Source organism: Curtobacterium sp. TC1 (genome assembly GCF_019844075.1).
GTDB lineage: Bacteria > Actinomycetota > Actinomycetes > Actinomycetales > Microbacteriaceae > Curtobacterium.
The window spans coordinates 3,386,897-3,409,851 of record NZ_CP081964.1 but is presented as its reverse complement, the minus strand read 5'-3'; the positions used below and the strand labels follow the sequence as shown (position 1 = coordinate 3,409,851).

Annotated in this window: 23 protein-coding genes; 15 read left to right on the top strand and 8 right to left on the bottom strand. The window is 70.8% G+C overall.

Going from position 1 to position 22,955, the window contains the following annotated elements:
- Positions 1-10 precede the first annotated feature (10 nt).
- The 7 genes from KZI27_RS17345 to KZI27_RS17315 all read left to right on the top strand — a co-directional run bounded on the left by KZI27_RS17345 (position 11) and on the right by KZI27_RS17315 (position 7,628).
- Positions 11-823, top strand: coding sequence for a TlyA family RNA methyltransferase (locus tag KZI27_RS17345; protein ID WP_261783959.1), 813 nt, complete (start codon positions 11-13; stop codon positions 821-823).
- Positions 820-1,743, top strand: coding sequence for an NAD kinase (locus tag KZI27_RS17340; protein WP_123314358.1), 924 nt, complete (start codon positions 820-822; stop codon positions 1,741-1,743). The genes KZI27_RS17345 and KZI27_RS17340 overlap by 4 nt, the downstream gene beginning before the upstream one ends.
- Positions 1,744-1,765: 22 nt before the next feature.
- Positions 1,766-3,460 (top strand): DNA repair protein RecN, encoded by a 1,695-nt coding sequence (gene recN, locus KZI27_RS17335; RefSeq protein WP_222658594.1) that lies wholly within the window; start codon positions 1,766-1,768, stop codon positions 3,458-3,460.
- 124 nt (positions 3,461-3,584) lie between these two features.
- Positions 3,585-5,300, top strand: a complete 1,716-nt coding sequence (locus tag KZI27_RS17330) for a CTP synthase (protein WP_222658593.1) — start codon at positions 3,585-3,587, stop codon at positions 5,298-5,300.
- A gap of 162 nt (positions 5,301-5,462) precedes the next feature.
- Positions 5,463-6,038 carry an NUDIX domain-containing protein gene (locus tag KZI27_RS17325; protein WP_222658592.1) on the top strand — a complete coding sequence of 192 codons (576 nt, stop codon included), beginning with the start codon at positions 5,463-5,465 and terminating at the stop codon, positions 6,036-6,038.
- Positions 6,035-6,616, top strand: coding sequence for a DUF1349 domain-containing protein (locus KZI27_RS17320; RefSeq protein ID WP_222658591.1), 582 nt, complete (start codon positions 6,035-6,037; stop codon positions 6,614-6,616). Before KZI27_RS17325 ends, KZI27_RS17320 begins: the two co-directional genes overlap by 4 nt.
- Positions 6,617-6,635: 19 nt before the next feature.
- The gene (locus tag KZI27_RS17315; protein WP_222661473.1) at positions 6,636-7,628 is read left to right on the top strand and encodes a site-specific tyrosine recombinase XerD; all 993 of its coding nucleotides are present in this window, start codon (positions 6,636-6,638) and stop codon (positions 7,626-7,628) included.
- Positions 7,629-7,683: 55 nt separating this feature from the next.
- On the opposite strand, the gene KZI27_RS17310 is transcribed toward KZI27_RS17315, so the two are convergent.
- The 3 genes from KZI27_RS17310 to KZI27_RS17300 form a co-directional block, all read right to left on the bottom strand.
- Positions 7,684-7,938 (bottom strand): hypothetical protein, encoded by a 255-nt coding sequence (locus tag KZI27_RS17310; protein ID WP_222658590.1) that lies wholly within the window; start codon positions 7,936-7,938, stop codon positions 7,684-7,686.
- Between the two features lie 16 nt (positions 7,939-7,954).
- Positions 7,955-8,842, bottom strand: coding sequence for a hypothetical protein (locus KZI27_RS17305; RefSeq protein ID WP_222658589.1), 888 nt, complete (start codon positions 8,840-8,842; stop codon positions 7,955-7,957).
- Between the two features lie 63 nt (positions 8,843-8,905).
- Positions 8,906-9,352, bottom strand: coding sequence for a DUF2510 domain-containing protein (locus tag KZI27_RS17300; protein ID WP_222658588.1), 447 nt, complete (start codon positions 9,350-9,352; stop codon positions 8,906-8,908).
- Between the two features lie 123 nt (positions 9,353-9,475).
- On the opposite strand from KZI27_RS17300, the gene KZI27_RS17295 reads away from it, so the two are divergent.
- Complete coding sequence (locus KZI27_RS17295; RefSeq protein ID WP_261783958.1) at positions 9,476-9,964, top strand: ASCH domain-containing protein; 489 nt, start codon at positions 9,476-9,478, stop codon at positions 9,962-9,964.
- Between the two features lie 9 nt (positions 9,965-9,973).
- Here the strand turns inward: KZI27_RS17295 and KZI27_RS17290 are convergent, their stop codons facing one another.
- Complete coding sequence (locus tag KZI27_RS17290; protein ID WP_410004011.1) at positions 9,974-11,005, bottom strand: LLM class flavin-dependent oxidoreductase; 1,032 nt, start codon at positions 11,003-11,005, stop codon at positions 9,974-9,976.
- A gap of 56 nt (positions 11,006-11,061) precedes the next feature.
- Here KZI27_RS17290 and KZI27_RS17285 point away from each other — a divergent pair, with 56 nt between their 5' ends.
- Both KZI27_RS17285 and KZI27_RS17280 read left to right on the top strand, forming a co-directional pair.
- Positions 11,062-11,394, top strand: a complete 333-nt coding sequence (locus tag KZI27_RS17285; RefSeq protein WP_222658587.1) for a TraR/DksA family transcriptional regulator — start codon at positions 11,062-11,064, stop codon at positions 11,392-11,394.
- A 131-nt stretch (positions 11,395-11,525) separates the two neighbouring features.
- A complete protein-coding gene (locus KZI27_RS17280; protein WP_261783957.1) occupies positions 11,526-11,981 on the top strand; it encodes a TIGR02611 family protein in 456 nt (151 codons plus the stop codon).
- A 155-nt stretch (positions 11,982-12,136) separates the two neighbouring features.
- Here the strand turns inward: KZI27_RS17280 and KZI27_RS17275 are convergent, their stop codons facing one another.
- Positions 12,137-13,390 carry an MFS transporter gene (locus tag KZI27_RS17275; RefSeq protein WP_222658586.1) on the bottom strand — a complete coding sequence of 418 codons (1,254 nt, stop codon included), beginning with the start codon at positions 13,388-13,390 and terminating at the stop codon, positions 12,137-12,139.
- 100 nt (positions 13,391-13,490) lie between these two features.
- Between KZI27_RS17275 and KZI27_RS17270 the strand changes: the two genes are divergently transcribed.
- Both KZI27_RS17270 and KZI27_RS17265 read left to right on the top strand, forming a co-directional pair.
- Positions 13,491-13,856: an ArsR/SmtB family transcription factor gene (locus tag KZI27_RS17270; protein WP_123314349.1), complete on the top strand. Its 366-nt coding sequence runs from the start codon at positions 13,491-13,493 to the stop codon at positions 13,854-13,856.
- The gene (locus tag KZI27_RS17265; RefSeq protein WP_261783956.1) at positions 13,853-15,433 is read left to right on the top strand and encodes a class I SAM-dependent methyltransferase; all 1,581 of its coding nucleotides are present in this window, start codon (positions 13,853-13,855) and stop codon (positions 15,431-15,433) included. Before KZI27_RS17270 ends, KZI27_RS17265 begins: the two co-directional genes overlap by 4 nt.
- Positions 15,434-15,451: 18 nt before the next feature.
- Here KZI27_RS17265 and KZI27_RS17260 read toward each other — a convergent pair whose 3' ends face one another.
- On the bottom strand, positions 15,452-16,312 hold the full coding sequence (locus KZI27_RS17260; protein WP_222658585.1) for an NAD-dependent epimerase/dehydratase family protein: 861 nt from the start codon (positions 16,310-16,312) through the stop codon (positions 15,452-15,454).
- 138 nt (positions 16,313-16,450) lie between these two features.
- On the opposite strand from KZI27_RS17260, the gene KZI27_RS17255 reads away from it, so the two are divergent.
- Positions 16,451-16,882, top strand: a complete 432-nt coding sequence (locus tag KZI27_RS17255; RefSeq protein WP_222658584.1) for a hypothetical protein — start codon at positions 16,451-16,453, stop codon at positions 16,880-16,882.
- Positions 16,883-16,961: 79 nt separating this feature from the next.
- Here the strand turns inward: KZI27_RS17255 and KZI27_RS17250 are convergent, their stop codons facing one another.
- Complete coding sequence (locus KZI27_RS17250; protein WP_222658583.1) at positions 16,962-17,552, bottom strand: TetR/AcrR family transcriptional regulator; 591 nt, start codon at positions 17,550-17,552, stop codon at positions 16,962-16,964.
- Positions 17,553-17,683: 131 nt separating this feature from the next.
- Between KZI27_RS17250 and KZI27_RS17245 the strand changes: the two genes are divergently transcribed.
- Positions 17,684-18,952, top strand: coding sequence for an MFS transporter (locus KZI27_RS17245; RefSeq protein ID WP_261783955.1), 1,269 nt, complete (start codon positions 17,684-17,686; stop codon positions 18,950-18,952).
- A gap of 55 nt (positions 18,953-19,007) precedes the next feature.
- Positions 19,008-21,470, top strand: a complete 2,463-nt coding sequence (locus KZI27_RS17240) for a glycoside hydrolase family 3 protein (RefSeq protein WP_261783954.1) — start codon at positions 19,008-19,010, stop codon at positions 21,468-21,470.
- Between the two features lie 455 nt (positions 21,471-21,925).
- Here KZI27_RS17240 and KZI27_RS17235 read toward each other — a convergent pair whose 3' ends face one another.
- Complete coding sequence (locus KZI27_RS17235; protein WP_222658581.1) at positions 21,926-22,942, bottom strand: LLM class flavin-dependent oxidoreductase; 1,017 nt, start codon at positions 22,940-22,942, stop codon at positions 21,926-21,928.
- Positions 22,943-22,955: the final 13 nt, after the last annotated feature.

The following is a 22,955-nucleotide window of genomic DNA, read 5'->3' as shown; positions in this document are numbered from 1 at the left end:
GGACGGAGCCGTGCCCGACGCGACCCCGGTCCGCCTCGACGCCCTCCTCGCGACGCGCGGACTCGCGCGGTCGCGGACCGCTGCTTCCAAGCTCATCCAGGACGGCCGGGTGACGGTCGACGGCCGTCCCGTGGTGAAGCCCGCTGCCCCGACCGCCCCGGGTGCCGACATCGTGGTCGACGCGGCCGACGAGTGGGTCTCCCGCGCTGCCCGGAAGCTCGTCGGAGCGCTCGACGCCTTCGCGGTCGACCCGTCCGGTCGTGTGGTGCTGGACGTCGGCGCCAGCACAGGCGGCTTCACCCAGGTGCTCCTGTCCCGTGGTGCTCGTCGTGTCATCGCGCTCGACGTCGGACACGGGCAACTGCACCCGTCGATCGCCGTCGACGAGCGTGTCGCCGTGGTCGAGGGCACCAACGCCCGCAGTCTGACCCGGTCCGACTACCTCGCGCTCGACGGCGCCGCAGCCGAGACGACCCTGGTCGTCGGCGACCTGTCGTTCATCTCGCTGCGGCTGGTGCTGCCCGCCCTGGCCGAGGCCGTGCCCGCCGACGACCTCGTCCTGCTCGTGAAGCCGCAGTTCGAGGTCGGCCGCGGTGGGGTGCGCGAGGGCATCGTGCACGACCCGGCCCTCCGTGACGACGCCCTGATGAACGTCCTGTGGGCGGCGTGGGACCTCGGCTTCGGGACCACCGGGCTCGCGGCGTCGCCGATCATCGGGACGCACGGCAACCACGAGTACCTCGCGCGCTTCCAGCGTGGTGTCGGTGGCAATCCGACAGAATGGAGAGTCCGGGCAACCGAACTCACAGAGGGGACCGCATGAGCGACGACCGGCACATCCTGCTCGTCTCCCACACGGGTCGCCGTGACTCGATCGATGCTGCGGTGGAGGTCTGCGACCTGCTGCACGCCGCCGGTCTGGTCCCGGTGATGCCGTTCGACGAGTACGCCGACATCCGCCGGGCCGAGGCGTCGGTGGGCCAGGTCGACATCCTCGGCGTCGACGTCCAGGCGGACCAGCTCGAGATCGTCATCGTGCTCGGTGGCGACGGCACCATCCTGCGCGCGGCCGAACTCGTGCGCGAGACGCGGGCCCCGATCGTCGGGGTGAACCTCGGACACGTCGGCTTCCTGGCGGAGAGCGAGCGGGACGCCCTCGCCGAGACCGTCGAGCGCGCCCTGTCGGGGGAGTACCACGTCGAGGAACGCGTCACCCTGCAGGTCGACGTCGTCGTCGGCAACCAGATCGTCTACTCGAGCTGGGCGCTCAACGAAGCCACCATCGAGAAGGCCTCGCGCGAGCGCATGCTCGAGGTGGTGACCGAGGTCGACGGTCGTCCGCTGTCCTCGTTCGGGTGCGACGGCGTCGTCGTGTCGACCCCCACCGGGTCCACGGCGTACTCGTTCTCCGGCGGCGGTCCGATCGTCTGGCCCGACGTCGACGCCCTGCTGATGGTGCCGCTCAGCGCGCACGCCCTGTTCTCCCGCCCGATCGTGGTGGGTCCGGACCGCGTCCTCGCGATCGAGGTCCTCCGGCGCACGAGCGGCGTCGGCGTCCTGTGGTGCGACGGTCGCCGGACGCACGACCTGCCGCCGGGCGCTCGGGTCGAGGTCCGACGGTCTCCGGACCCGGTGCGGGTCGCGCGCCTCAAGGACGCCCCCTTCACCGATCGGCTGGTCGCGAAGTTCCGGCTCCCGGTCACCGGGTGGCGCGGGCCGCAGACCGACGAGGACGACCTGTGACCGGCCGACAGGAGGACCACCGATGATCGAGGAGATCGCGATCCGTGACCTCGGGGTCATCGGCGAGACCACACTCGAACTCGGTCCGGGGTTCACCGTCGTCACCGGCGAGACCGGTGCGGGCAAGACCATGATCGTCACCGCCCTCGGGTTGCTGCTCGGTGCCCGGGCGGACGCCGGTTCGGTCCGCCGCGGTGCGTCGAGCGCCGTGGTCGAGGGCCGCTGGAACGTCCCCGAGCACGCCGCGGTCGCAGAACGCGTCGAGGACGCCGGCGGCGCCGTCGAGGACGGCGAACTGATCCTCACGCGCACGGTCTCGGCCGAGGGCCGCAGCCGCGCCACCGTCGGCGGGCGGAGTGCCCCCGTGGCGGTCCTCGGTGAACTCGCCGACCAGCTCGTGACGGTGCACGGTCAGTCCGACCAGATCCGACTGACCTCGTCGACCGCGCAGCGTGCGGCGCTCGACGGCTTCGGCGGCGCGGCCCTCGAGAAGGTCCTGAACCGGTACGTCGCGGCGTACGACGCGTGGCAGCAGCACACGGGCGAGCTCGAGACGCTGACGCGGGACCGTGACGAGCGGGTGGCCGAGGCCGAACGGATCCGCGCCGCATCGGACGAGATCGAAGCGGCCGACCCGCAGCCCGGCGAGGACGTCGAGCTCGCCGAGCGCGCCGACCGGCTCGGGAACCTCGAGGAACTCCGACTGTCCGCCGCCCTGGCGCACGAGGCCCTGTCCAGCGAGTCCCTCGACGGTGTCTCGGACGTCATCGGCCTGGTCGAGTCCGCCCGCCGTGCCGTCGAGCGCGTCGCCGACTCCGACGCCGCCCTGCAGCCGGTGCTCGAGCAGCTCACGGAACTCGGGATCCAGGCGGCCGAGGCCTCTGCGAGCATCTCCAGCTACCTCGGCTCGCTCGAGCCCGAGGCCGGGCACGACCTCGAGCTCATCAACGAACGACGCGCGCTGCTCGCCGGCCTCACCCGCAAGTACGGCGACACCGTCGACGACGTCATCGCCTACGGGCAGCGTGCCAGTGACCGCCTGCTCGAGCTGGACGGCGACGACGACCGCATCGCGGCGCTCCAGCAGTCCGTCGAACAGGACGAGCAGGCACTCGGGGCGGCGGCGGCGGCGTTGACTGCTGCTCGCACGAAGGCGGCAGTGGACCTCGCGAAGCGCGTCACGACTGAACTGAAGACCCTCGCGATGGCCGGCGCCACGCTGGTGGTCGAGGTCAGCGACGCGGGCGAGTACCGCCGGCACGGACGCGACCAGGTCTCGATCCTGCTGCAGCCGCACTCCGGCACCGACCCCCGGCCGATCGGCAAGGGCGCGTCGGGTGGCGAGCTCTCACGCGTCATGCTCGCGATCGAGGTCGTGATGGCCGGCAGCACGACGGTGCCGACGTTCGTCTTCGACGAGGTCGACGCCGGCGTGGGCGGTGCGGCGGCGATCGAGATCGGTCGTCGGCTGGCGAAGCTCGCCGAGCGCACGCAGGTCATCGTCGTCACGCACCTGGCGCAGGTCGCGGCGTTCGCGAACAACCACCTCAACGTGGTGAAGGACGCCAGTGGCGCCGTGACCTCGTCGAGCGTGCGACGACTCGAGGGCGAGGACCGCCTGCAGGAGATGGCGCGGCTGCTCTCCGGCCTCGGCGACAGCGCCAGCGGCGTGGAGCACGCCCGCGAGCTCCTCGACGTGGCCGGCCAGACGGCCTGACCGACGGACCGCCGGCCGGCGGCCGAGCGCGAGTGCGGCCCGAACACCCGGCGACCCACCCGCGCAACGCCCACGGCGAACCGGGGTCGCGCCTCCCGGCAGTTCTGACGTACGATGGAATCCCGTGGCGGACACTCTCAGCAGCGGTACCCAGGCAAACACCCCGACCCCGAAGGTGACGAAGCAGATCTTCGTGACCGGCGGGGTCGTCTCGTCTCTCGGCAAGGGCCTGACGGCAGCAAGCCTCGGCAACCTCCTCACGGCTCGCGGCCTCAAGGTCGTCATGCAGAAGCTCGACCCCTACCTCAACGTGGACCCGGGCACCATGAACCCGTTCCAGCACGGCGAGGTCTTCGTGACCGACGACGGTGCGGAGACGGACCTCGACATCGGGCACTACGAGCGCTTCCTCGACATCAACCTGGCGCAGTCGGCGAACGTCACGACCGGCCAGGTGTACTCCACGGTCATCGCCAAGGAGCGCCGTGGCGAGTACCTCGGTGACACCGTGCAGGTCATCCCGCACATCACCGACGAGATCAAGCGCCGGATGCGTGAGCAGGCAGAGAACGACCCGCAGCCCGACGTCATCATCACCGAGGTCGGCGGCACCGTGGGCGACATCGAGTCGCAGCCCTTCATCGAGTCGGCACGCCAGGTCCGCCACGAGCTCGGTCGCAACAACGTGTTCTTCGTGCACGTGTCGCTCGTTCCGTTCATGAACGCCTCGGGCGAGCAGAAGACGAAGCCGACGCAGCACTCCGTGGCTGCGCTCCGCTCGATCGGCATCCAGCCCGACGCGCTCGTGCTGCGGTCGGACCGTCCGGTGTCGGACTCGAACAAGAAGAAGATCGCGCTGATGTGCGACGTGGACGAGGACGCCGTGGTGAACGCCGTGGACGTCCCGTCGATCTACGACCTGCCGACGCTGCTGAACAACCAGGGCCTCGACCAGGTCATCGTCGATGCGCTCAAGCTCGAGGCCGGCCCGGTCGACTGGACCGCGTGGACCCCGGTGCTCCGTGCGGTACACGAGCCGAAGAAGGATGTCACGATCGCCCTGGTCGGCAAGTACATCGACCTGCCGGACGCCTACCTGTCGGTCACCGAGGCGCTGCGCGCCGGTGGCTTCGCGCACGACGCGAAGGTCACACTGAAGTGGGTAGTCTCCGACGACTGCACCACGCCCGAGGGCGCTGCGAAGCAGCTCGGCGACGTGGACGGCATCTGCATCCCCGGTGGGTTCGGCGTCCGTGGCATCGAGGGCAAGCTCGGTGCGCTGCGTTTCGCCCGCGAGCAGGGCATCCCGACGCTCGGCCTGTGCCTCGGCCTGCAGTGCATGGTGATCGAGTACGCCCGCCACGAGGCCGGTCTCACCGACGCGTCGAGCACGGAGTTCGACCCGGAGACCTCGACGCCGGTCATCGCGACCATGGCGGAGCAGGTGGACATCATCGCCGGCGGCGACCTGGGCGGCACCATGCGCCTCGGCCTGTACCCGGCGACGTTCACGTCGGGGTCGTTGGCCGAGTCGCTCTACGGTGCGCCCGAGGCGTCCGAGCGCCACCGTCACCGCTACGAGGTCAACAACACCTACCGGCAGCAGATCGCGGACGCCGGCCTGGTGTTCTCGGGCACCTCGCCCGACGGCACCCTGGTCGAGTACGTCGAGCTGCCGCGCGACGTGCACCCGTTCTACATCGCCACGCAGGCGCACCCGGAGCTGCGCTCGCGTCCGACGAACGCGCACCCGCTGTTCGCGGGGCTCGTCGCGGCCGCGATCGAGCGCCACGAGGCGTCCAGCCTGTTCGACCCGCAGAACGAGGAGCAGGTCGCGTAACGCGAGTGGTCTCTGACGGGAGGCGCGGTGCCAGCTGGCACCGCGCCTCCCGTCCGTCGTCTGTCGCGCCCACGGCACCTGGTTCCGGACACGGAACCGCGGAACGGCGTGGTGCTGTGTCCGGAACCTGGTTCCGCGAGGGGCGCGTGCTTGGATGGTTCCGTGACTGACGCACCCATCGCTGACGAACCCGCCTCGTTCGAGGTCACCGAGTCGACCGTCGTGTACGAGGGCGCCGTCTGGGACGTCCGGCGGGACGCGATCGCCTACAACGACGAGACGATGGTCCGCGAGTACATCGACCACACCGGTGCCGTCGCGGTCTACGCCGAGGACGACGAGGGCCGGGTGCTCGTGATCCAGCAGTACCGGCACCCGGTGCGCGTGCGCGACTGGGAGCTTCCGGCCGGCCTGCTCGACGTGGAGGGCGAGGACCTCCAGGTCGCCGCCGCGCGCGAACTCGCGGAAGAGGCCGACCTCGAAGCGGACACGTGGGAGCCGCTGGTCCGGTACAACACCTCGTCCGGTGGGAGCGACGAGTTCCTGCAGGTCTACCGCGCGCGGGGTGTCCGGCCCACGGCGACCGCGTTCGAGCGTGAGGCCGAGGAAGCCGACATCGTGAAGCGGTGGGTGCCGCGGGCGGAGCTGGTGGAGGCGATCCTCGACGGACGGCTGCAGAACTCCGGGCTCGTCGTGGCGGTGCTCGCCGTCGACGCGCTCGAGCGTCGCCGCGCATGAGCCTGCGCGAACTGGTCGACACGGCCAGCTGGACGCACGAGCCCGAGGCGGCAGTGCTCGACGGCGACGTGCTGCGCGTCACGGCCATCGAGGGCAGTGATGCCTGGCGGACCACCTCGTACGGGTTCGTCCACGACTCCGAGCACGCGCTGGTGCAGCGCATCGACGGGGCGTTCTCGGTCGAGGTCTCGTTCGTGCTCGACTACACGGAACAGTTCGACCAGGCCGGCGTCTTCCTGCGCGTCGACGAGCGGAACTGGATCAAGGCCGGTGTCGAGGTCTCCGACGGGACGCCGCAGCTCGGCGCCGTGGTGACCCGTGACTCCTCGGACTGGTCGGTCGCGCCCGTGCCGGAGTGGGTGGGACGCGACGTCACGGTCCGGGTCAGCCGCGACGGCGATGCGGTGACCGTGCGGGCGTGGGCCGACGACGAACAGCCGCGCCTCGTGCGGGTCGCGTACCTCGATCCCGATGCCGTCGTGTCGGCCGGACTGTTGTGCGCCGCTCCGACGCGTGCCGGCCTGACCGTGAGCTTCACCGGGTACCGGGTCGGGGCGCCTGACGAGGCGCTGCACTGACCGTGCGCCTGCTGTCGTGATCCCGCTCGACCGTGCCACGGAGACGTACCTGCGGCACGTCGCGATCGAGCGCGGGCTGTCGCAGCACACCCTGTCGGCCTACCGGCGTGACCTCGCGGTGTTCACGTCGTGGTTGGCGACCGCTCCGATGGTGGACTCCGACGGAGCCGACCGGGCCGGCGGGGCGTCTGCGATCGACGACGTCGGGCGGCTGGCGCGTGCGGACGTCTCGGAGTTCGTGACCCACCTGGCGACGAAGCCGGACGGTCCGCTGGCACCGAGATCGATCGCCCGGATGCTCAGCTCGGTGCGGTCGTTCACGGCCTTCGCGGCGGGGGAGGGCTGGCTGCCGCTCGACCCCGGTACCGCCGTCCGGCCGCCGAAGGCCCCGATGCGGCTGCCGAGGGCGATCTCGGTGGAGGACATGGAGCGGCTGCTCGGCGCGGTGTCCGTCGACGCCGACGACCCCGTCCAGCTGCGGGACAAGGCCCTGCTCGAACTGCTCTACGCCACCGGCGCGCGGATCTCCGAGGCGGTGGGGTTGTCGGTGGACGACGTGACCACGCTGTCAGACGACTCGGCTCCGGACGCCGATGGCCTCGCCGTCGTGAAGGTCACCGGCAAGGGGAACAAGCAGCGGGTCGTGCCGCTCGGCAGCTTCGCCCGGGCGGCGATCGACGCCTACCTGGTGCGTGCGCGGCCGGTGTTCGCGGCACGCGGGCCCTCGACGCCGGCGCTGTTCCTCGGCGCCCGGGGCGCTCGGCTCTCACGACAGAGTGCGTGGCTCGTGATCCAGTCGGCGGCCGAGGCGGCGGGCCTCGAGGCACACGTGTCGCCGCACACCTTCCGGCACTCGTTCGCGACGCACCTGCTCGAGGGCGGGGCCGACGTGCGCGTGGTGCAGGAGTTGCTCGGGCACGCGAGCGTCGCGACGACCCAGATCTACACGATGGTCACGGCGGACATGCTGCGGGACGTGTACCAGACGGCGCATCCGCGGGCGCGGCGGTAGGTCTCGTCGCGGCGGAAGGGTCTCGCCCAAGAAGGCGTGACCCTTCCGCCACGCATCAGTTCGAGTGCCCCCGGCGGCGACGCGCCCGATGGCCGAACGAGGCCCAAGCGAGGAACATCCCGGTCAGGAGACCGAACATCCCGATAGCGAGGAGGCGAAGCTCGACGTCGGAGATCCCGTCCGGCATCACGCTGACCAGCCATCCGAACCAGAGGACGATCGGCAGGACACGCAGGAGCCTCGAGGTCCAGCGATCGGTGAATTCCCCGGCCGTGGACAGGGCGAACCCGACGAAGAGTCCGACGAACATGGGTGCGATCATCGTCTCAGCACTTCGGGAACGTCGGCCACCACTGGGCGATGACGCCGGGAAGCCCCGCCAGGTGGAGTTTCACGCACTTCCCCCCGGCGAGCTGTGCCGTGCTGAACGCGGCGAGCACACCGCAGGTCACCGTGAGCGCTCGGAGGACCGGAACGGGTGACTTCGAGAAGAGCGCCGCGCAGCTCGCGACCGTCCCGACGACCGTGGCGCTCTCGGCTCGGTTGAACGTGACGGTCCAGTACCCGGGGAACGTGCTGTAGCGCGGATCGGCGACGACCGGATAGGCCGTCCGCGAATCGACTCGGACGTCCTGGACGAGAGTCGTCCCGTCGACCCGGTAGCTCGTCGGCAGGGCTCGTCCGCTCGCATCGACCGCCCATGGTGCGTCTATGCCGGCGATCAAACCACCGTTGCCGTCGCTCACACTCACCCGCCCGTCGTCGAGGAGCACCAGTTCGACATCGTCGTTGAACGCCCAGCTCGCACTGGACGATGCCGGAGCGCTCATCACCGCCGCATAGCGAGTCGACTTCTCATCGAGACGGTCCGCCGTGTACCGGACACCGGTCGCGTGGTCCGAGTTCGGGCCGGGGGTGATGCTGGTAGCCGCCGATGTGCCCGGGGGTGCTGCGGGGGCACCCGCTGCGAGCACCTCAGGGCTGTCTGGAAGGAAATCGTCGGCGAGTCCGAGCGCGCGCTCCGCGGCCTCCACGGCCCGGATCGCCCGATCCTCTTCGAGGGGAGCCGCCGCGGCTGGTGTTGCGGACAGGAGTGCACACCCCAGCACGATCGACGACACCGCCGCGAAAGTGGTTGCCCCGCGAGTCCCGAGCTTGTTCATGATCATCCCTTCGGTACGGCGTCGGTGCCGTAGTGGAATACTGCATGACAAATGGCAACGACCTCCACCTCTGGCAATCCTTTGCCATCGATGAGACTGGTGAACCCCGCCCCGTCAGAAGAGGTGGAACTGCGTCGACGCCGCCACCGCGCCCGTCGCGACCGCCACCACCACCGCGCTCGAGGACGCGCTCCTCGCGGCGACCGCCCACCCACCGGTCGCGCCGGGGCGGACGACACCGACGAGCCCGCACACGAGGGCGAGCGCGCTGCAGACACCAAGCGGGTTGATGATGATCGACGTCAGGGCCAGCAGTACCGCGAGTACCGTGAACACGCACAACCGTCGGTCGCGACCGCCGCCGGACGCCCACGCGTGGGTCCGGATCGATGCGGTGTGCACCGAGAATGCGGGGCCGACGGGTGCGACGACGATCGGCATGACCGGTTCCGGAGCGCTCGGCAGGACGCGCGTCGCAGCGCCCCAGGCGTGACCGTCCCACCAGCGCAGACGGCTGGCGTCCTGCGGGTCCGGGAACCAGCCTGCGGCCGGCAGTGTCACGGGGACTCCTCGAGGTGCGGGGGATGGTGCTCCTCGACGGTACGAGTCGGGACGGTCTTGCCACAGTCCCAAGGCGGGTGTCGGCACAAGTGCGGACACCCCGCGGTGCGCTACGGTCGGCTGGTGGCCACGACCCTCGACGACTTCTGGAACGAGCGGCGCGCCGAGGCCCCGGAACTGCCCGTCGAGGCGCCGGAGGCGTGGTCGTTCGGTGCCACTCCGGAGCAAGCTGACGAGCTGCTCGGCCTGGTGCTCCGTGGGGTCAAGGACGGTACGGCGTCTTCGCTCTGGGACTACGAGGCGGCGGGTGACCCGCTCCCCCTGACCGGGGAGCGCAGCATCGTGACCGACGGTGCTGGAGTTCCGCGGGCCGTCATCGAGACGACGGACGTCCGGATCGTCCCGTTCGATGCCGTCGGAGCAGAGCACGCGCGTGCCGAAGGTGAGGGCGACCGGACCCTCGAGCACTGGCAGAGGGCGCACGAGGCGTACTGGCGCGCGCACTCCGAGAACCCGCGCGGCTTCGAACCGGACATGCCGGTGGTCTGCGAGCGCTTCCGGCTGCTCTGGCCGACGCCGACGCCGGACTTGGCGCCGACCGTCAGCGCCTGACCGAGCAGGTCAGGCCGGGACGGGCGCTGCGTCGACCTCGGTGAACACGTCCTTCACGGCGGCGAGCAGCCGCGCGTTGAAGTCGACGCCGAGCTGGTTCGGCACCGTGACGAGCACGGTGTCGGCAGCGCGGACGGCTTGGTCCGCTGCGAGCTCTGCGACGAGGTCCTCGGGCGATCCGATGTACGAGCGGCCGAAGCGTGCCAGACCGCCGTCGAGGTGTCCGACCTGGTCCTGCCCCTCGACCTGTGCGCGGACGCCGAAGTAGTGCCGCGACTCGTCGTCGATGATCGGGATGATGCTCCGCGAGACCGTCACCCGAGGGGTCCGCTCCCAGCCCGACTCCGCCCACACTCGGCGGAAGCGCTCGATCTGTTCGGCCTGCAGTTCGTCGAACGGCACACCGGTGTCCTCGGTGAGCAGCGTCGACGACATCAGGTTCATGCCCTGTTCGGCAGTCCACTCGGCGGTGGCCCGGGTGCCGGCACCCCACCAGACGCGGTCGCCGAGCGAGTCGGCGAGCGGGGAGATCGGCAGCGACCCGACCGAGCCGGTCATCTGCGGGTTGGCGTTCGCCATCGGCTCGCCAGCGATGGCGCGACGGAACACCGAGGTGTGCGCCCGCGCCATGTCGCCGCCGTTCTCGTCGGACGCGTCCGGCACGTAGCCGAACTGCTGGTAACCGGCGAGGGCGGTCTCGGGTGATCCACGGGAGACGCCGAGCTGCAGCCGTCCGCCGGAGATCAGGTCGGTCGCCGCTGCCTCTTCCGCCATGTACAGCGGGTTCTCGTAGCGCATGTCGATCACGCCGGTCCCGATCTCGATGCGGCTCGTCTTCGCGGCGATCGCAGACAGCAGGGGGAACGGAGCAGCCTGCTGCGGAGCGAAGTGGTGCACGCGGAAGTAGGCGCCGTCGACGCCGGCCTCTTCGGCAGCGACCGCGAGGTCGATCGCCTGCACCAGGGACTCACGCCCGCTGCGCACCTTCGACCCCGGCACGTCGCGCCAGTGTCCGAACGACAGGAACCCGATCTTCGTCATGTCGATGCAAACGCATCCGGAGAACTGCGCATTCCGCCGCGACTACGGTGTCCGCCATGGACGACCCCCGCGCCGCACTCGACACCGAACGCGCCCGCAACGAACGGCTGCTCGCCGACGTCGAGCGGAGCATGCGCGACGTCAGCGACGCCCGGCAGGACGCCAACTCCGACGACGAACACGATCCCGAGGGCGCGACCCTCGCGTGGGAGCGCGGCTCGCTCGGTGCCGTCCGCGACGCGGCACGGCAACGGATCGAGCAGGTGGACGCCGCACTCGCGCGGCTCGACGCGGGCACCTACGGAACGTGCACGGTCGGAGGAGAACCGATCCCAGCGGCCCGGTTGGCCGCCGTCCCGTGGGCCGCGACGTGCGTCGCGCACGCATGACGGGCCTCCCGGCAGACACCCACTGACGGCCTGGAGGCACGGTGCGGGCCCGCCACGTCGCGCCCCTCACGCGCACCGCGCGTCCACCGCGTGCGCCGCGGATTCCCAGCCGCACGCCCTACGTTTTCGGCATGGACGGTGACCCGAACGACGGACCCGGCGAGAGCCGGGCCGAGGGTGCGCCCCGTCAGCGCTTCCAGTGGTTCCACGACATGCGGACCTGGATTCACGCCCGACCGCACCTGCATCTGTTCTACAAGGTGCTCGTCGGGATCGTCGGCGGGCTGGTCGTCATCATCGGACTCATCCTGGTGCCGCTGCCCGGGCCCGGTTGGCTCGTGGTGTTCATCGGCCTCACGGTGCTGGCGAGCGAGTTCCACTTCTTCCACAAGATCATCGTTTGGCTCAAGGCGCAGCTGCACCGCTTCTGGGACTGGGCCAAGCGGCACGGACCCAAGCGACTGCGCGATGCTGCCGACCGGGGCAAGGCCGACGTCGACGCCGCCCACACGGGTGCTGCTCGGACGGTCGGGGTGCGTGCTCGTGGACGGGCGCGCGGTGCGAACTCGGCGCACCCGGGTCACTAGGTCGGGTCGTCGCGGCCGTCACCGTGCTGTTTTCGTCACTGAGTGCGACGTTGGTCGCTCCGCGCGGCACTGCAGGCTCCCACTGAGCGAGCAACCTCGCACCGTATGACCAACCTCGCACCGTGCGCCTGGCGCGCGCCGAACGCCGAGCGCGCCTACTCCGCAGCGACGCGGACCGACCCGGTGGCGGTGCGCTCGATGACCTCGGCGGCCTGCTCCTCGACGGCGGCCGCGTCCTTCGACACCAGCTGCAGCACGAGTGCGACGACGGCGGCGAGGACGATGAACCCGCCGTACCCGGCAATCACCGGGACGAGGCCGATCGACGGTTCGAGCAGCCCGCCGATGACCGCGGGGACCCCGAACGCCAGGTAGCTGACGACGTAGATCGTGGAGAGCAGTCCGGCGCGGTGCGTCGGTGCGGCGGTCGCGAGCAGCATCCGCAGCGGTGCCTGGAACCCGGCACCGAAGCCGATGCCGGCGATCGCGCTGCCGACCACGAGGCCGGGCAGGGAGTGCGCCATCACGAACGCCACGGTCACGATCGGACCGAGCACCAGGGCGACGAGTCCGACGAGCACCGCACGACGTGCGTCCATGCGCTGCGTCGCGAGCCCGGTCAGTGCGCCGACGCCGGTGACGACGGCGATGAGTGCTCCGGCCGCGAAGTGGTTCGTGATGCCGAACACGGCACCGAGGGCCGAGGGGACGAGCGAGAGGAACATGCCGCCGAGCGCCCAGCTGGCGACGAGGGAACCGACGACCCCGCGGAACAGCCGGCGGGAGCTCCGCGGGACGCTGATCGTCGGACGCAGGGAGCGGAGGGCTCCGGGGCGCCGCTGGACCTGCTCGGGCACCACGAACAGCGCGAGGACGAGGAGGACGAGCAGTGCGCCGAACACCAGGTAGACGAGCTGCTCCGGCGCCGGACCCCACTGGACGAGCGCGCCACTCGACATCGCACCGGTGGCCAGGGCGATCGGCGGGATGACACCGTTCAGCACGCCGGCCAGGGTCGGGTGCCGCTCGAGCGAGTTGTCGATGAGGGCCGCGCCGAGCGCCCCGATGAGCAGCCCGACGGAGACGCCCTGCACGATGCGGTCGACGATGAGCGCGCCGACGCCGTCCGCGATCGCGAACAGCCCGAGCGACAGGGCCACGCCGAGACCGCCGGCGACGAGCACGGGCTTGCGGCCGACGTGGTCCGACAGGCGTCCGGCGACGAGCAGGCTCGCGAGCAGCCCGGCGACGTAGATGGCGAAGACGCCGGTCAGCATGAGCGGCGTGAGGTGCCACTCGGCGGCGTAGACCGGGTAGATCGGCGAGGGGACCGCGGACGACGCGACCGAGACCAGGAGCATCGCCGCGAGGATCCAGAACCCGACGACCGAGCGAGCTGACTGCTGCATGAGCATCCTTCCGATGGCCCGTTGTACGAGTGCATTCGTACCGCAGTCCGCTGTACGACGCAAGTCGTACAGCAAGCCGAACGGTGGTAGCGTCCCGTCCATGCCCGCGCACGTCGATGCCCCCGAGCGGCTGCCCCAGCCGTCCGTGGCCGAGATGGACCTCCCCGTCGTCCTGGACGCCCTGAGCGACCCGATCCGGCTGGCGATCCTGCACCGCTACCTCGTCGACGCGGCCGGTGGTGAGCGGAGCTGCGGCTGGGTCGGCATCGACCGACCGAAGTCCACGCTCACCCACCACTTCCGGGTCCTGCGCGAAGCCGGACTGCTCGAACAGCACCTCGAGGGTCTGACCCGCATCAGCCGCGTCCGGATCGAGGACGTGCAGCAGCGGTTCCCGGGGCTGCTCGACCTGGTGCTCGACTGGCAGGTGCCCGCGGCCCTGCTCCGCGACGGGATCGAGTCGTGAGCACGGTGCCCGGCGCGGGTGCCGACGTGCACACACTCCCGGACATCGGGGCCGAGCCCGCCGTGACGACGGCGCTCGCCGCGGACCTCGACGCCGCCGGCTTCACCGTCGACCGGGTCGACGCACTCTGGGGCACCGAAGCGGCCGCATCGCTGCACCGTGGGTCACGAGTCGCGGCCCTCCGTGCGCTCGCAGCGCGCGAGACGACCCCGCTCGGCACCCTCGCCACCCTGTTCGTGCTCGGGCTGCCGACGTCCCGAGCGGACGCCGCCGCGGCGTTCCCGACCGCCGGGCTCGACGCCGTGATCACCGCGGGACTGCTGACCGGAGACGGAGACGGAGACGGAGACGACGTCCGCCCGACGGTCGACCTGCGCCCCTACGCCTTCGTCGACGACCTCGGCGCCGGCAGCTGGTGGATCGTCTCCGACCTCGGGGAACTCGCCCTCGGGCACGCGATCAGCGAGGAGCACGTCCTCGGCATCGGCGGCGCCACCACCACCTTGAGCGGCCTGCAGGTGCCGGTGCCCGTCCGGACGGTGCTCGACCTCGGCACCGGCTGCGGGATCCAGGCCATGCACGCCCGGCGCTTCGCCGAGCACGTCGTCGCCACCGACATCTCGCGTCGCGCCCTCGACATCGCCCGCTTCAACGCGCAGCTGAACGGCATCGACGGGATCGACTTCCGGTACGGCTCGCTCTTCGAGCCCGTCGCGGGAGAGCGGTTCGACCGCATCGTCTCGAACCCGCCGTTCGTCATCACGCCCCGGCGGCCAGGCGTCCCCTCGTACGAGTACCGCGACGGCGGCATGGTCGGCGACGCCCTCGTCGAGACCGTGCTCCGTGGGCTGTCCGACCACCTCGAGCCCGGTGGGACCGCGCAGCTGCTCGGCAACTGGGAGTACCACTGGGGCGTCGACGGCCTCGACCGCGTGCGCGGCTGGTTCGCGGACACCGACCTCGACGCATGGGTCATCGAGCGCGAGCGTCAGGACCCGACGTCGTACGCCGAGACCTGGATCCGCGACGGCGGCACGAAGCCCGGAACTCCCCAGTTCGACACGCTGGTCGGCGCCTGGCTCGACGACTTCGCGGACCGTCGCGTCACCGGCGTCGGCTTCGGCTACGTCGTGGCGCGTCGAGCCCAGCCAGGAGGAACGGCGAGCCTCCGCCGGTTCGAGCGCGTCCCCGAGACGCTCGGCTCCAACCCCGCTGGGCTGGGTGCCACGGTCGCTCGCGTCCTCGACGCGGCCGCCTGGCTCGCCGACCACGACGACGCCGCGCTCGCCGTGGCGCACCTGACGGTGGCGGGCGACGTCACCGAGGAACGCTACTACTGGCCGGGCAACGACGACCCGACGGTGATGACGCTCGTGCAGGGCGGCGGACTCGGACGACGGGTCGATGCGGACACGGCGCTCGCCGCGTTCGTCGGAGCGTGCGACGGCGACTTGTCCGTCGCCGCGATCGTCGGCGCGCTCGCGCAGATCACGGGTGTCGACGAGCAGGTGCTCGCCGCCGACCTGCTGCCGGCGGCGCGCGATCTGGTGCTCGACGGGCTGTTGCTGCCGGCGTAGCCGCGGTCGCGGGCGCTGTCAGCGCCCGTCGCGCCAGCTGTGCTCGGGTGCGTAGCCGAGCAGCTCGCGGGCCTTCTCCGACGACAGCAGCGAGCTGACGCCGTCGATGTCCGCGCGACGCTCGATGTCGGGCACGTAGCGCTCGACGAGCTCGATCGTCGGGGTGTCCATCACGGTGTCGGGGCTCGCGATGACGAACGCCTCGAACCCGGTGAGCTCGGCCTCGACGGCCTTGCGGACCGCTTGGGCGGCGTCGCGCGAGTCGATGTACGACCACAGGTTGAAGGTCTTCGCCTCGGGGGTGGCGTCCCACGGGAACGCGGGGTAGTCGGTCTCGTCCATCACGTTCGAGAACCGCAGGCCGATCATCTTCAGCTCCGGGTCCCAGCGGGTGAAGTGGCGCGCCATCTCCTCTTCCACGGCCTTGCCGAGCGAGTACGACGACTGCGGGCGGACCGCGAACTCCTCGTCGACGGGCAGGTAGGGCGGGTGGTGCTCGCCCATCGGGATGCCGAGCAGGGTCTCGCTCGACGCCCACACCAGGTTCTTGATCTTCGCGGCGCGAGCGGCGTGGAAGACGTTGATCGACGCCGTGACGTTGTTCGTGATGAGCGCCACGTCGGGGACCTGCCCCGGAGCGGGGACGGCCGCGAGGTGCACGACGGCGTCCACGTGGTCGTAGCGGTCGTCGACGCCGAGCAGGGCGTTCAGCACCTGGCCGTAATCGGTCAGGTCGATCCGGACGAACTGCACGCCCTCCGGCTGGTCGGGGGAGGGCACGCGGTCGAGCAGCACCACGTCGTACCCGTGCGCATCGAGGTCGCGCACCACCGCTCGTCCGAGCTTGCCGCTGCCGCCGGTCACCACTACACGCGTCATCGCGTCACTCCACATCCTTGTCGGGTCGCCCTGACGGGCACGCCCCATCCTGCCCGGCGCCGCCTGACCCGACCAGGCCCTGTCCGTACCCCGCTCGCCATGAAGCGCCGAATGTGATGTTCCGGCTACGCTGCAAGCGTGAGCACTCTCGCTGACCTGGTCGACGCGGGCAAGATCGGTGACGCCGTGCAGCAAGCTCGTGGGCTCACCCCGCAGCGGGTTCGCGAACTCCTGTTCGCGTCCGAAGGCTTCATGCGGGACTCAGGGCCGTACGACGAGTTCCTCCGTCGCTGGTACGCCACGCTCGAGAGCCCGTACCTGCGAGCAGAAGCGGCCGATTGGTTCTGCCAGGCCTACCTGACCGAGCTCGCCGACGTCCCCGGTGCGGAACAGTACGGCGCGGCACTGGCGACTGAGTCGAAGCGTGACGTGCTCGAACACCTCGCGAGTGAGATGCGGGGGCGGAACATCTCGGATTGGTCGACCTCTCCGGAGGAGCCTCTGTCGAAGGCGCAGGTTCGTGCCTGGGCCGACGCGTCGTACGTGCTGGCCTCGGTGCGGTTGCCCTGACCGTCGCGTGACCGGAGGTGCGGCGCAGGCGTGTGCCGCACCTCCCGACCAGGCCCTGTCCGTACCCCGTTGTCCGGGGTCAGGCGGTGGGAGCGACCTGGGCGATCGCGAGGCGGGCGACGAGCTCGACGTGCTGCGCCATGTCCCGCGAGGGGTCGAACAGCCACTGGATCTGCATGCCGTCGGACACCGCGAGCAGCACGCTCGTCAGTTCCTCGGCGTCGACGTCGGCGCGGAGCCGTCCGTCCTGCTGCATGGTGCGGAAGTCGGCGGACAGGTCGCGACGGCTGCGCTCGTAGCGCTCCTGGAAGTACGAGTGCGCGGGGTGCTCGGGGTCGGTCGCGGCGGCGGCGGACAGGTTGACGAACATCTGCACCAGGCCGGGGACCTCGGCGTTGTGCCGGACGATCGCGGCGAGCAGCGCGGCCGGGTCCGACGCCTGCCAGTCGTGCTGCAGGTCGAGCTCGTCGCGTCGCCGCAGGATCTCGACCCAGAGCTCGTCCTTCGAGTCGAAGTAGTGCAGCAGGCCGGCCTGGGTCAGTCCGACGGCGTCGGCGATGTCCTTGATGCTGGTGCGGCGGAAGCCCTGCGAGGCGACGAGGTCGAGCGCGACCGTGAGGATCTCCTCGCGCTTCGCGATGCCCTTCGCGTACGAACCCCGTCGTGCCATGGCAGGACTGTACCGCTCGGAGTGCACCCCTAAAACCTAGCCAGGTTTGGTTTTGGTGTTACGGTGGCACGAGCCGCCGACGAAGGCGTGCGAGTCACCGACGCAGGTGGCGCACCCGAGAAGAGGTTGCAGTGGCCAAAGACGCCCTGACAGTCAGCGACACCCCGACCGCCGTCGCGCCCACGCACGGCCGAGGGGCCCCGCTCATGTACACGCTCGGCATGCCGATCGCGATGCTCGGCCTGTACATCGCCCTGTTGCCACCGGTGCTGGTCGCCATGGCGCTGAAGGTCGCCGAGATCGCGCCGGACAACCAGGCGGGCGTCCTCGGTCTGGCACTCGGCGTCGGCGCGTTCGCCGCGATGGTCGCCAACCCCCTGGCGGGTCGCTTCAGCGATCGGACGGCCGGGAGGCTCGGCATGCGTCGTCCGTGGATCATCGGTGGCACCGTGGTCGGCTTCGCGGGCCTCGTGGTCGTCGCGACGACCACCTCCACCGTCGTGCTGGTCATCGCGTGGGGCGTCACGCAGATCGCCTACAACGCCACGATCGCCGCCCTGACGGCCGTCCTGCCGGACCACGTCACGCGGTCGCAGCGCGGCCGGGTCGCGGCGCTGCTCGGGCTCGCCCAGAACCTCGCGCTCGTCGGCGGCACCTTCCTCGTGCAGCTCTTCTCGACCTCGGCGACGCAGATGATCATCCCCGGCGCGATCGGGTCGATCCTCGTCGTGCTCTACGCGCTGGTGTTCCGCGACCGCGTGCTCACCAACCGGCCGACGTCGAAGCTCGGCATCGGGCAGCTCTTCGGATCGTTCGTCTTCAACCCCGTGAAGCACCCGGACCTCGGATGGGCCTGGCTCACCCGCTTCCTGATGGTCGCCGCGCAGTACACCGCGGTGAGCTACCTGACGTACTTCCTGCGGGACGACATCGGCGTGGACAGTGACCACGTCGCGAACGCGGTGTTCCAGGGCACGCTGTGGAACGTCGTCGGCATCGTGCTCACCTCGCTCATCGCCGGCTGGCTGTCGGACAAGCTCGGACGCCGCAAGCTGTTCGTCGCGGTCGCCGGCATCGTCGGCGTCGTCGGGCTCGTCATCATCGCGCTCGCGCCGTCCCTGGGCATGGTCCTGGTGGGCGAGTTCGTGATGGGTGCCGGTATGGGCGTCTTCTACGCCGTCGACCTCGCGCTCATCACCGACGTGCTGCCGTCCGACGAGGACAACGCGAAGGACCTCGGCGTCGTCAACATCGCGCAGGCCCTGCCCCAGTCGATCGTGCCCGCGGCGGCTCCGGGCGTCATCGCCCTGACCGGCGGGTACAGCGGATTCTTCATCACCGGTGCCGTCGTCGGTCTGCTCGGGATCGCCTCGGTGTCCCGCATCCGCGGCGTGCGCTGACCACCTGTTCCGGCTCTGAACGAAAGGACCGATCACCGTGACTACCGTCGACGACGTGACCCGAGCCTCCAGTACGCCCTCGCCCCTCGCTGAGCGCATCGGCGCGCTCGTCGAACAGCTGACGACCGACGAGAAGGTGCAGCTCCTGACCGGGCGCGACTTCTGGACCACCTGGCCGATCGAGAAGATCGGGCTGCGCCGCATCCTGATGTCGGACGGCCCCTCCGGTGTCCGGGGCGAGGTCTGGGACGAGCGCGACCCGTCGCTGAACCTGCCCTCGGCGACCGCGCTGTCGGCGTCGTGGGACCGCGCGATCGCCAAGCGCTACGGCGCCGCAGCAGCCGTCGAGGCCCGCCGCAAGGGCGTCGACGTCGTGCTCGGCCCGACCATCAACCTGCACCGCTCACCGCTCGGCGGTCGTCACTTCGAGGCGTTCAGCGAGGACCCCGTCCTGACCGGCGACCTGGCTGCGTCCTACGTCGACGGCGTGCAGGAGAACGGTGTCGCCGCCACCCCGAAGCACTACATCGCGAACGACTACGAGACCGACCGCTTCACGGCGTCGACCGAGGTGTCCGACCGAGCCCTGCGCGAGCTGTACCTGCTCGCGTTCGAGAAGGCCGTGACCGAGGCGCACGCCTGGGCGATCATGTCGTCGTACAACTCGATCAACGGCGTCACCGCGTCGGAGCACGACCTGCTCGAGACCCCCTTGAACTCGGAGTGGGGCTTCGACGGCATCGTCGTGTCCGACTGGACCGGCGTGCGCTCGGTCGACTCGGCGAAGGCGTCGCAGGACGTCGCGATGCCCGGACCGAACCAGTGGTGGAGCGAGGGGCCGCTGCTCGCCGCCGTGCAGTCCGGCGACGTGCCGATCGAGGCAATCGACCGCAAGGTCCGCCGCATCCTCACCCTCGCCGCCCGCGTCGGCGCGCTCGAGGGCTTCGAGCCCGTGGCCGCGCAGCCCGTGCACGTCGAGGACGGCGTCGCGTTCGTCCGCGAAGCCGAGGCCGAGGGCACCGTCCTCGTCCGCAACACCGGCGTGCTGCCGCTCGACGCGCCGGCCGTCTCGCGCATCGCCGTCATCGGCCACAACGCCGATCAGGCCCGCACGCAGGGCGGTGGCTCGGCCACGGTCGTGCCGTCGCAGGTCGTCTCGCCGCTCGACGGGATCCGTTCGGCGTTCCCGGGTGCCACAGTGGACTACGCGATCGGTGCCGTCGTGCAGGAGGGCATCGCGGAGTTCCCGCTGTCCACCATCACGAACCCCGGCACCGGCGAGCCCGGCGCCCGCGTCGCCTTCGTGAAGGGCGGCGAGGAGCTGTACGTCGAGGACCGCCGCGCCACCGCGCTGTTCTGGTTCGGCGGCGACGCCCCCACGCGTGAAGCCGACCGGCTCGACATCACCACGACCTACACCGCGCCGTCCACCGGCACCGTGCGGATCGGCATCGGCGCGGCCGGCCGGTCGCGCATGTGGATCGACGGCGAGCTGCTGCTCGACGAGGACGTGCCGTTCGAGGGTGACCAGCTCGGTGCGGCGTTCCTCAACCCACCGGCACGGTCGGTGCCCGTCGAGGTGACCGCCGGGCAGGACGTCGCGATCCGCATCGAGTACGACGTCATCCAGGACGAGACCCTCGGCGGGGTGCTCGCGTACCAGTTCGGCACCGAGCCCAGCGACGAGGACCCGTCCGTGCTGATCGACGCGGCGGTGTCCGTGGCCCGATCCGCAGACGTCGCCGTGGTGGTCGTCGGCACGAACTCGAAGGTCGAGTCCGAGGGCTACGACCGCTCGTCGCTCGCGCTGCCCGGCCACCAGGACGACCTGGTCCGCGCCGTCGCCGCGGCGAACCCGAACACGGTCGTCGTCGTGAACGCCGGCTCGCCCGTCGAGATGCCGTGGCGGAACGACGTCGCCGCGGTCCTGCTCACCTGGTTCGGCGGTCAGGAGTACGGCAACGCACTCGCCGACGTGCTCACCGGCGCCCAGGAGCCCGGCGGCCGACTGCCCACCACGTGGCCGGTCGCGATGGCCGACGTACCCGTGCTGGACGTGACCCCCGTCGACGGCGAGGTGTCGTACGACGAGGGTGTCCACATCGGGTACCGCGCCTGGCTCCGTGCCGGTACCGAGCCCGCGTACCCGTTCGGGCACGGCCTCGGCTACACCTCGTGGACGATCGACGGGGTGGCCGCGACCCCGACCGTGTCCGAGGGGGATGCGGTCATCGTCACCGCGACGGTCGCGAACACCGGTGCTCGCGCCGGCAAGCACGTCGTGCAGGTCTACGCCTCGAGGGAGTCCTCTGCCGTGGACCGCCCGGTGCGGTGGCTCGTCGGGTTCGCCCCGGTCCGCCTCGGAGCGGGGGAGTCGACCGAGGTCTCGATCGAGGTACCGGCCCGGGCGTTCGCGCACTGGGACGGGGCCTGGCAGTACGAGTCCGGCGCCTTCACGCTGCACGTCGGGTCATCGGTCACCGACGAGTCCGGAACCGCGGCCCTCGAACTGGAGTGAGCGGATTCGTCCGGTTTCCGCGCATCGACGACGCCTGTTGAGTACCATCGATGTGCGCCAGTCGGCTGGTTACCGTCGGCGCACGCACCGACTACGGGGTCGCTGGTTGTGCGACTCAGCCTCCTGATCCGGCTGACGATGCCCCAGCTACCCCGGTGCGTCCAGAATGCGTCCCCGCGTCCGCGCGGGGGCGCATTCGTCCGTTCCGGGCCGGATCCGCGCCCGATCGGTCGTCGGTTCGGCGAACCGGTTGACGGACTTCGTGCGATCCGGGCAAAACGGATGAAGGATGATCAACTTTCTTCGCCCGAGGGTCCATCTCGGTGTGACAAACCGCTCGGTAGGTGGAACGATGGTGCCACCATCCCGTGCGGATCAGGGACGAGATGGTCATCCGGCAGGGCTCTCGGGACTCACCGATCCGATCTGAGCCCGCCGGATGTCCTGATCCGTCCTCAGGCCCGCAGTGCTGGTGCGATCTCCTCGGCGACGATGCGCAGGATCCGCTCGTGGGCGACCACGTCCCCGTTCGCCGGCAGGGTGATCACCAGCTCGTCCGTCGCGGTGACAGCGGGATCGGCGAGCAGCGCGTCGACGATGGCGGACGGCTCGCCGGACAGGACCTTGCTGAACCGGAACGGGGGACCGGAGAGCGGCCGGCCCTCGTCGTCCATGCCGGCGGCGTACCCGGTCAGGAACTCCTCGTGCACCGCGCGGTCGTGGTCGTCGAGCAGCGGGACCACGATGCGGCCGACCGCGACCTTCGACGTGCGGCCGGTGTCGCCGTGCAACTCGGTGAACCGCTCGCGGTAGGCGGCGATCTGGTCGGCCTGCGCCTCGGCGAAGGGAGCACCGGTGTCCTCGGTGTTCAGGGTCGAGCAGTGCAGGAGCAGCCCCTTCTCGGCCGTGCGCACCGCGGTGCCCATGCTGCCGCCGCCCCACCAGACACGATCGCGCAGACCGGGGCTGATCGGCTGCAGGGCGAGGTCGGCGCCCGCCGGGATGCTCTCGTACCCCTTGCCCGCGCTGCCGAGGGGCTCGCCCTGCAGGACCTCGAGCAGGCGGGCCGCGCGGGCCTCGGCCTCGTCGCGGAACGGACGGTCGACGGCGCCGAACACCGGGTCGAGGATCGGCCTGTACCCGGCGATGCCCGTGCTGATGCCGAGCTGCACGCGCCCACCGCTCAGCAGGTCGACGGTGCTGGCGTCCTCGGCGAGCCGCACCGGGTCCTCGTACCGCATGCCGAGCACCGCGGTGCCGAAGGCGATGGTGCTCGTGCGCTGGGCCGCGGCGGCGAAGAAGGTCATCGGGCTCGTCAGGAACGGCTCGAAGTGGCGACCGCGGACCCAGCCCGTGCCGTAGCCCAGGGACTCGGCCGTCTCGAACAGCCGGAGGCCGTCCTCGAGGGCGCTCACCGCACCCTCCGTGCCGCCGTGGTTCGGGACGAAGGTGAGGAAGCCGAGTTCGCGCATGACGCGAGTCTAT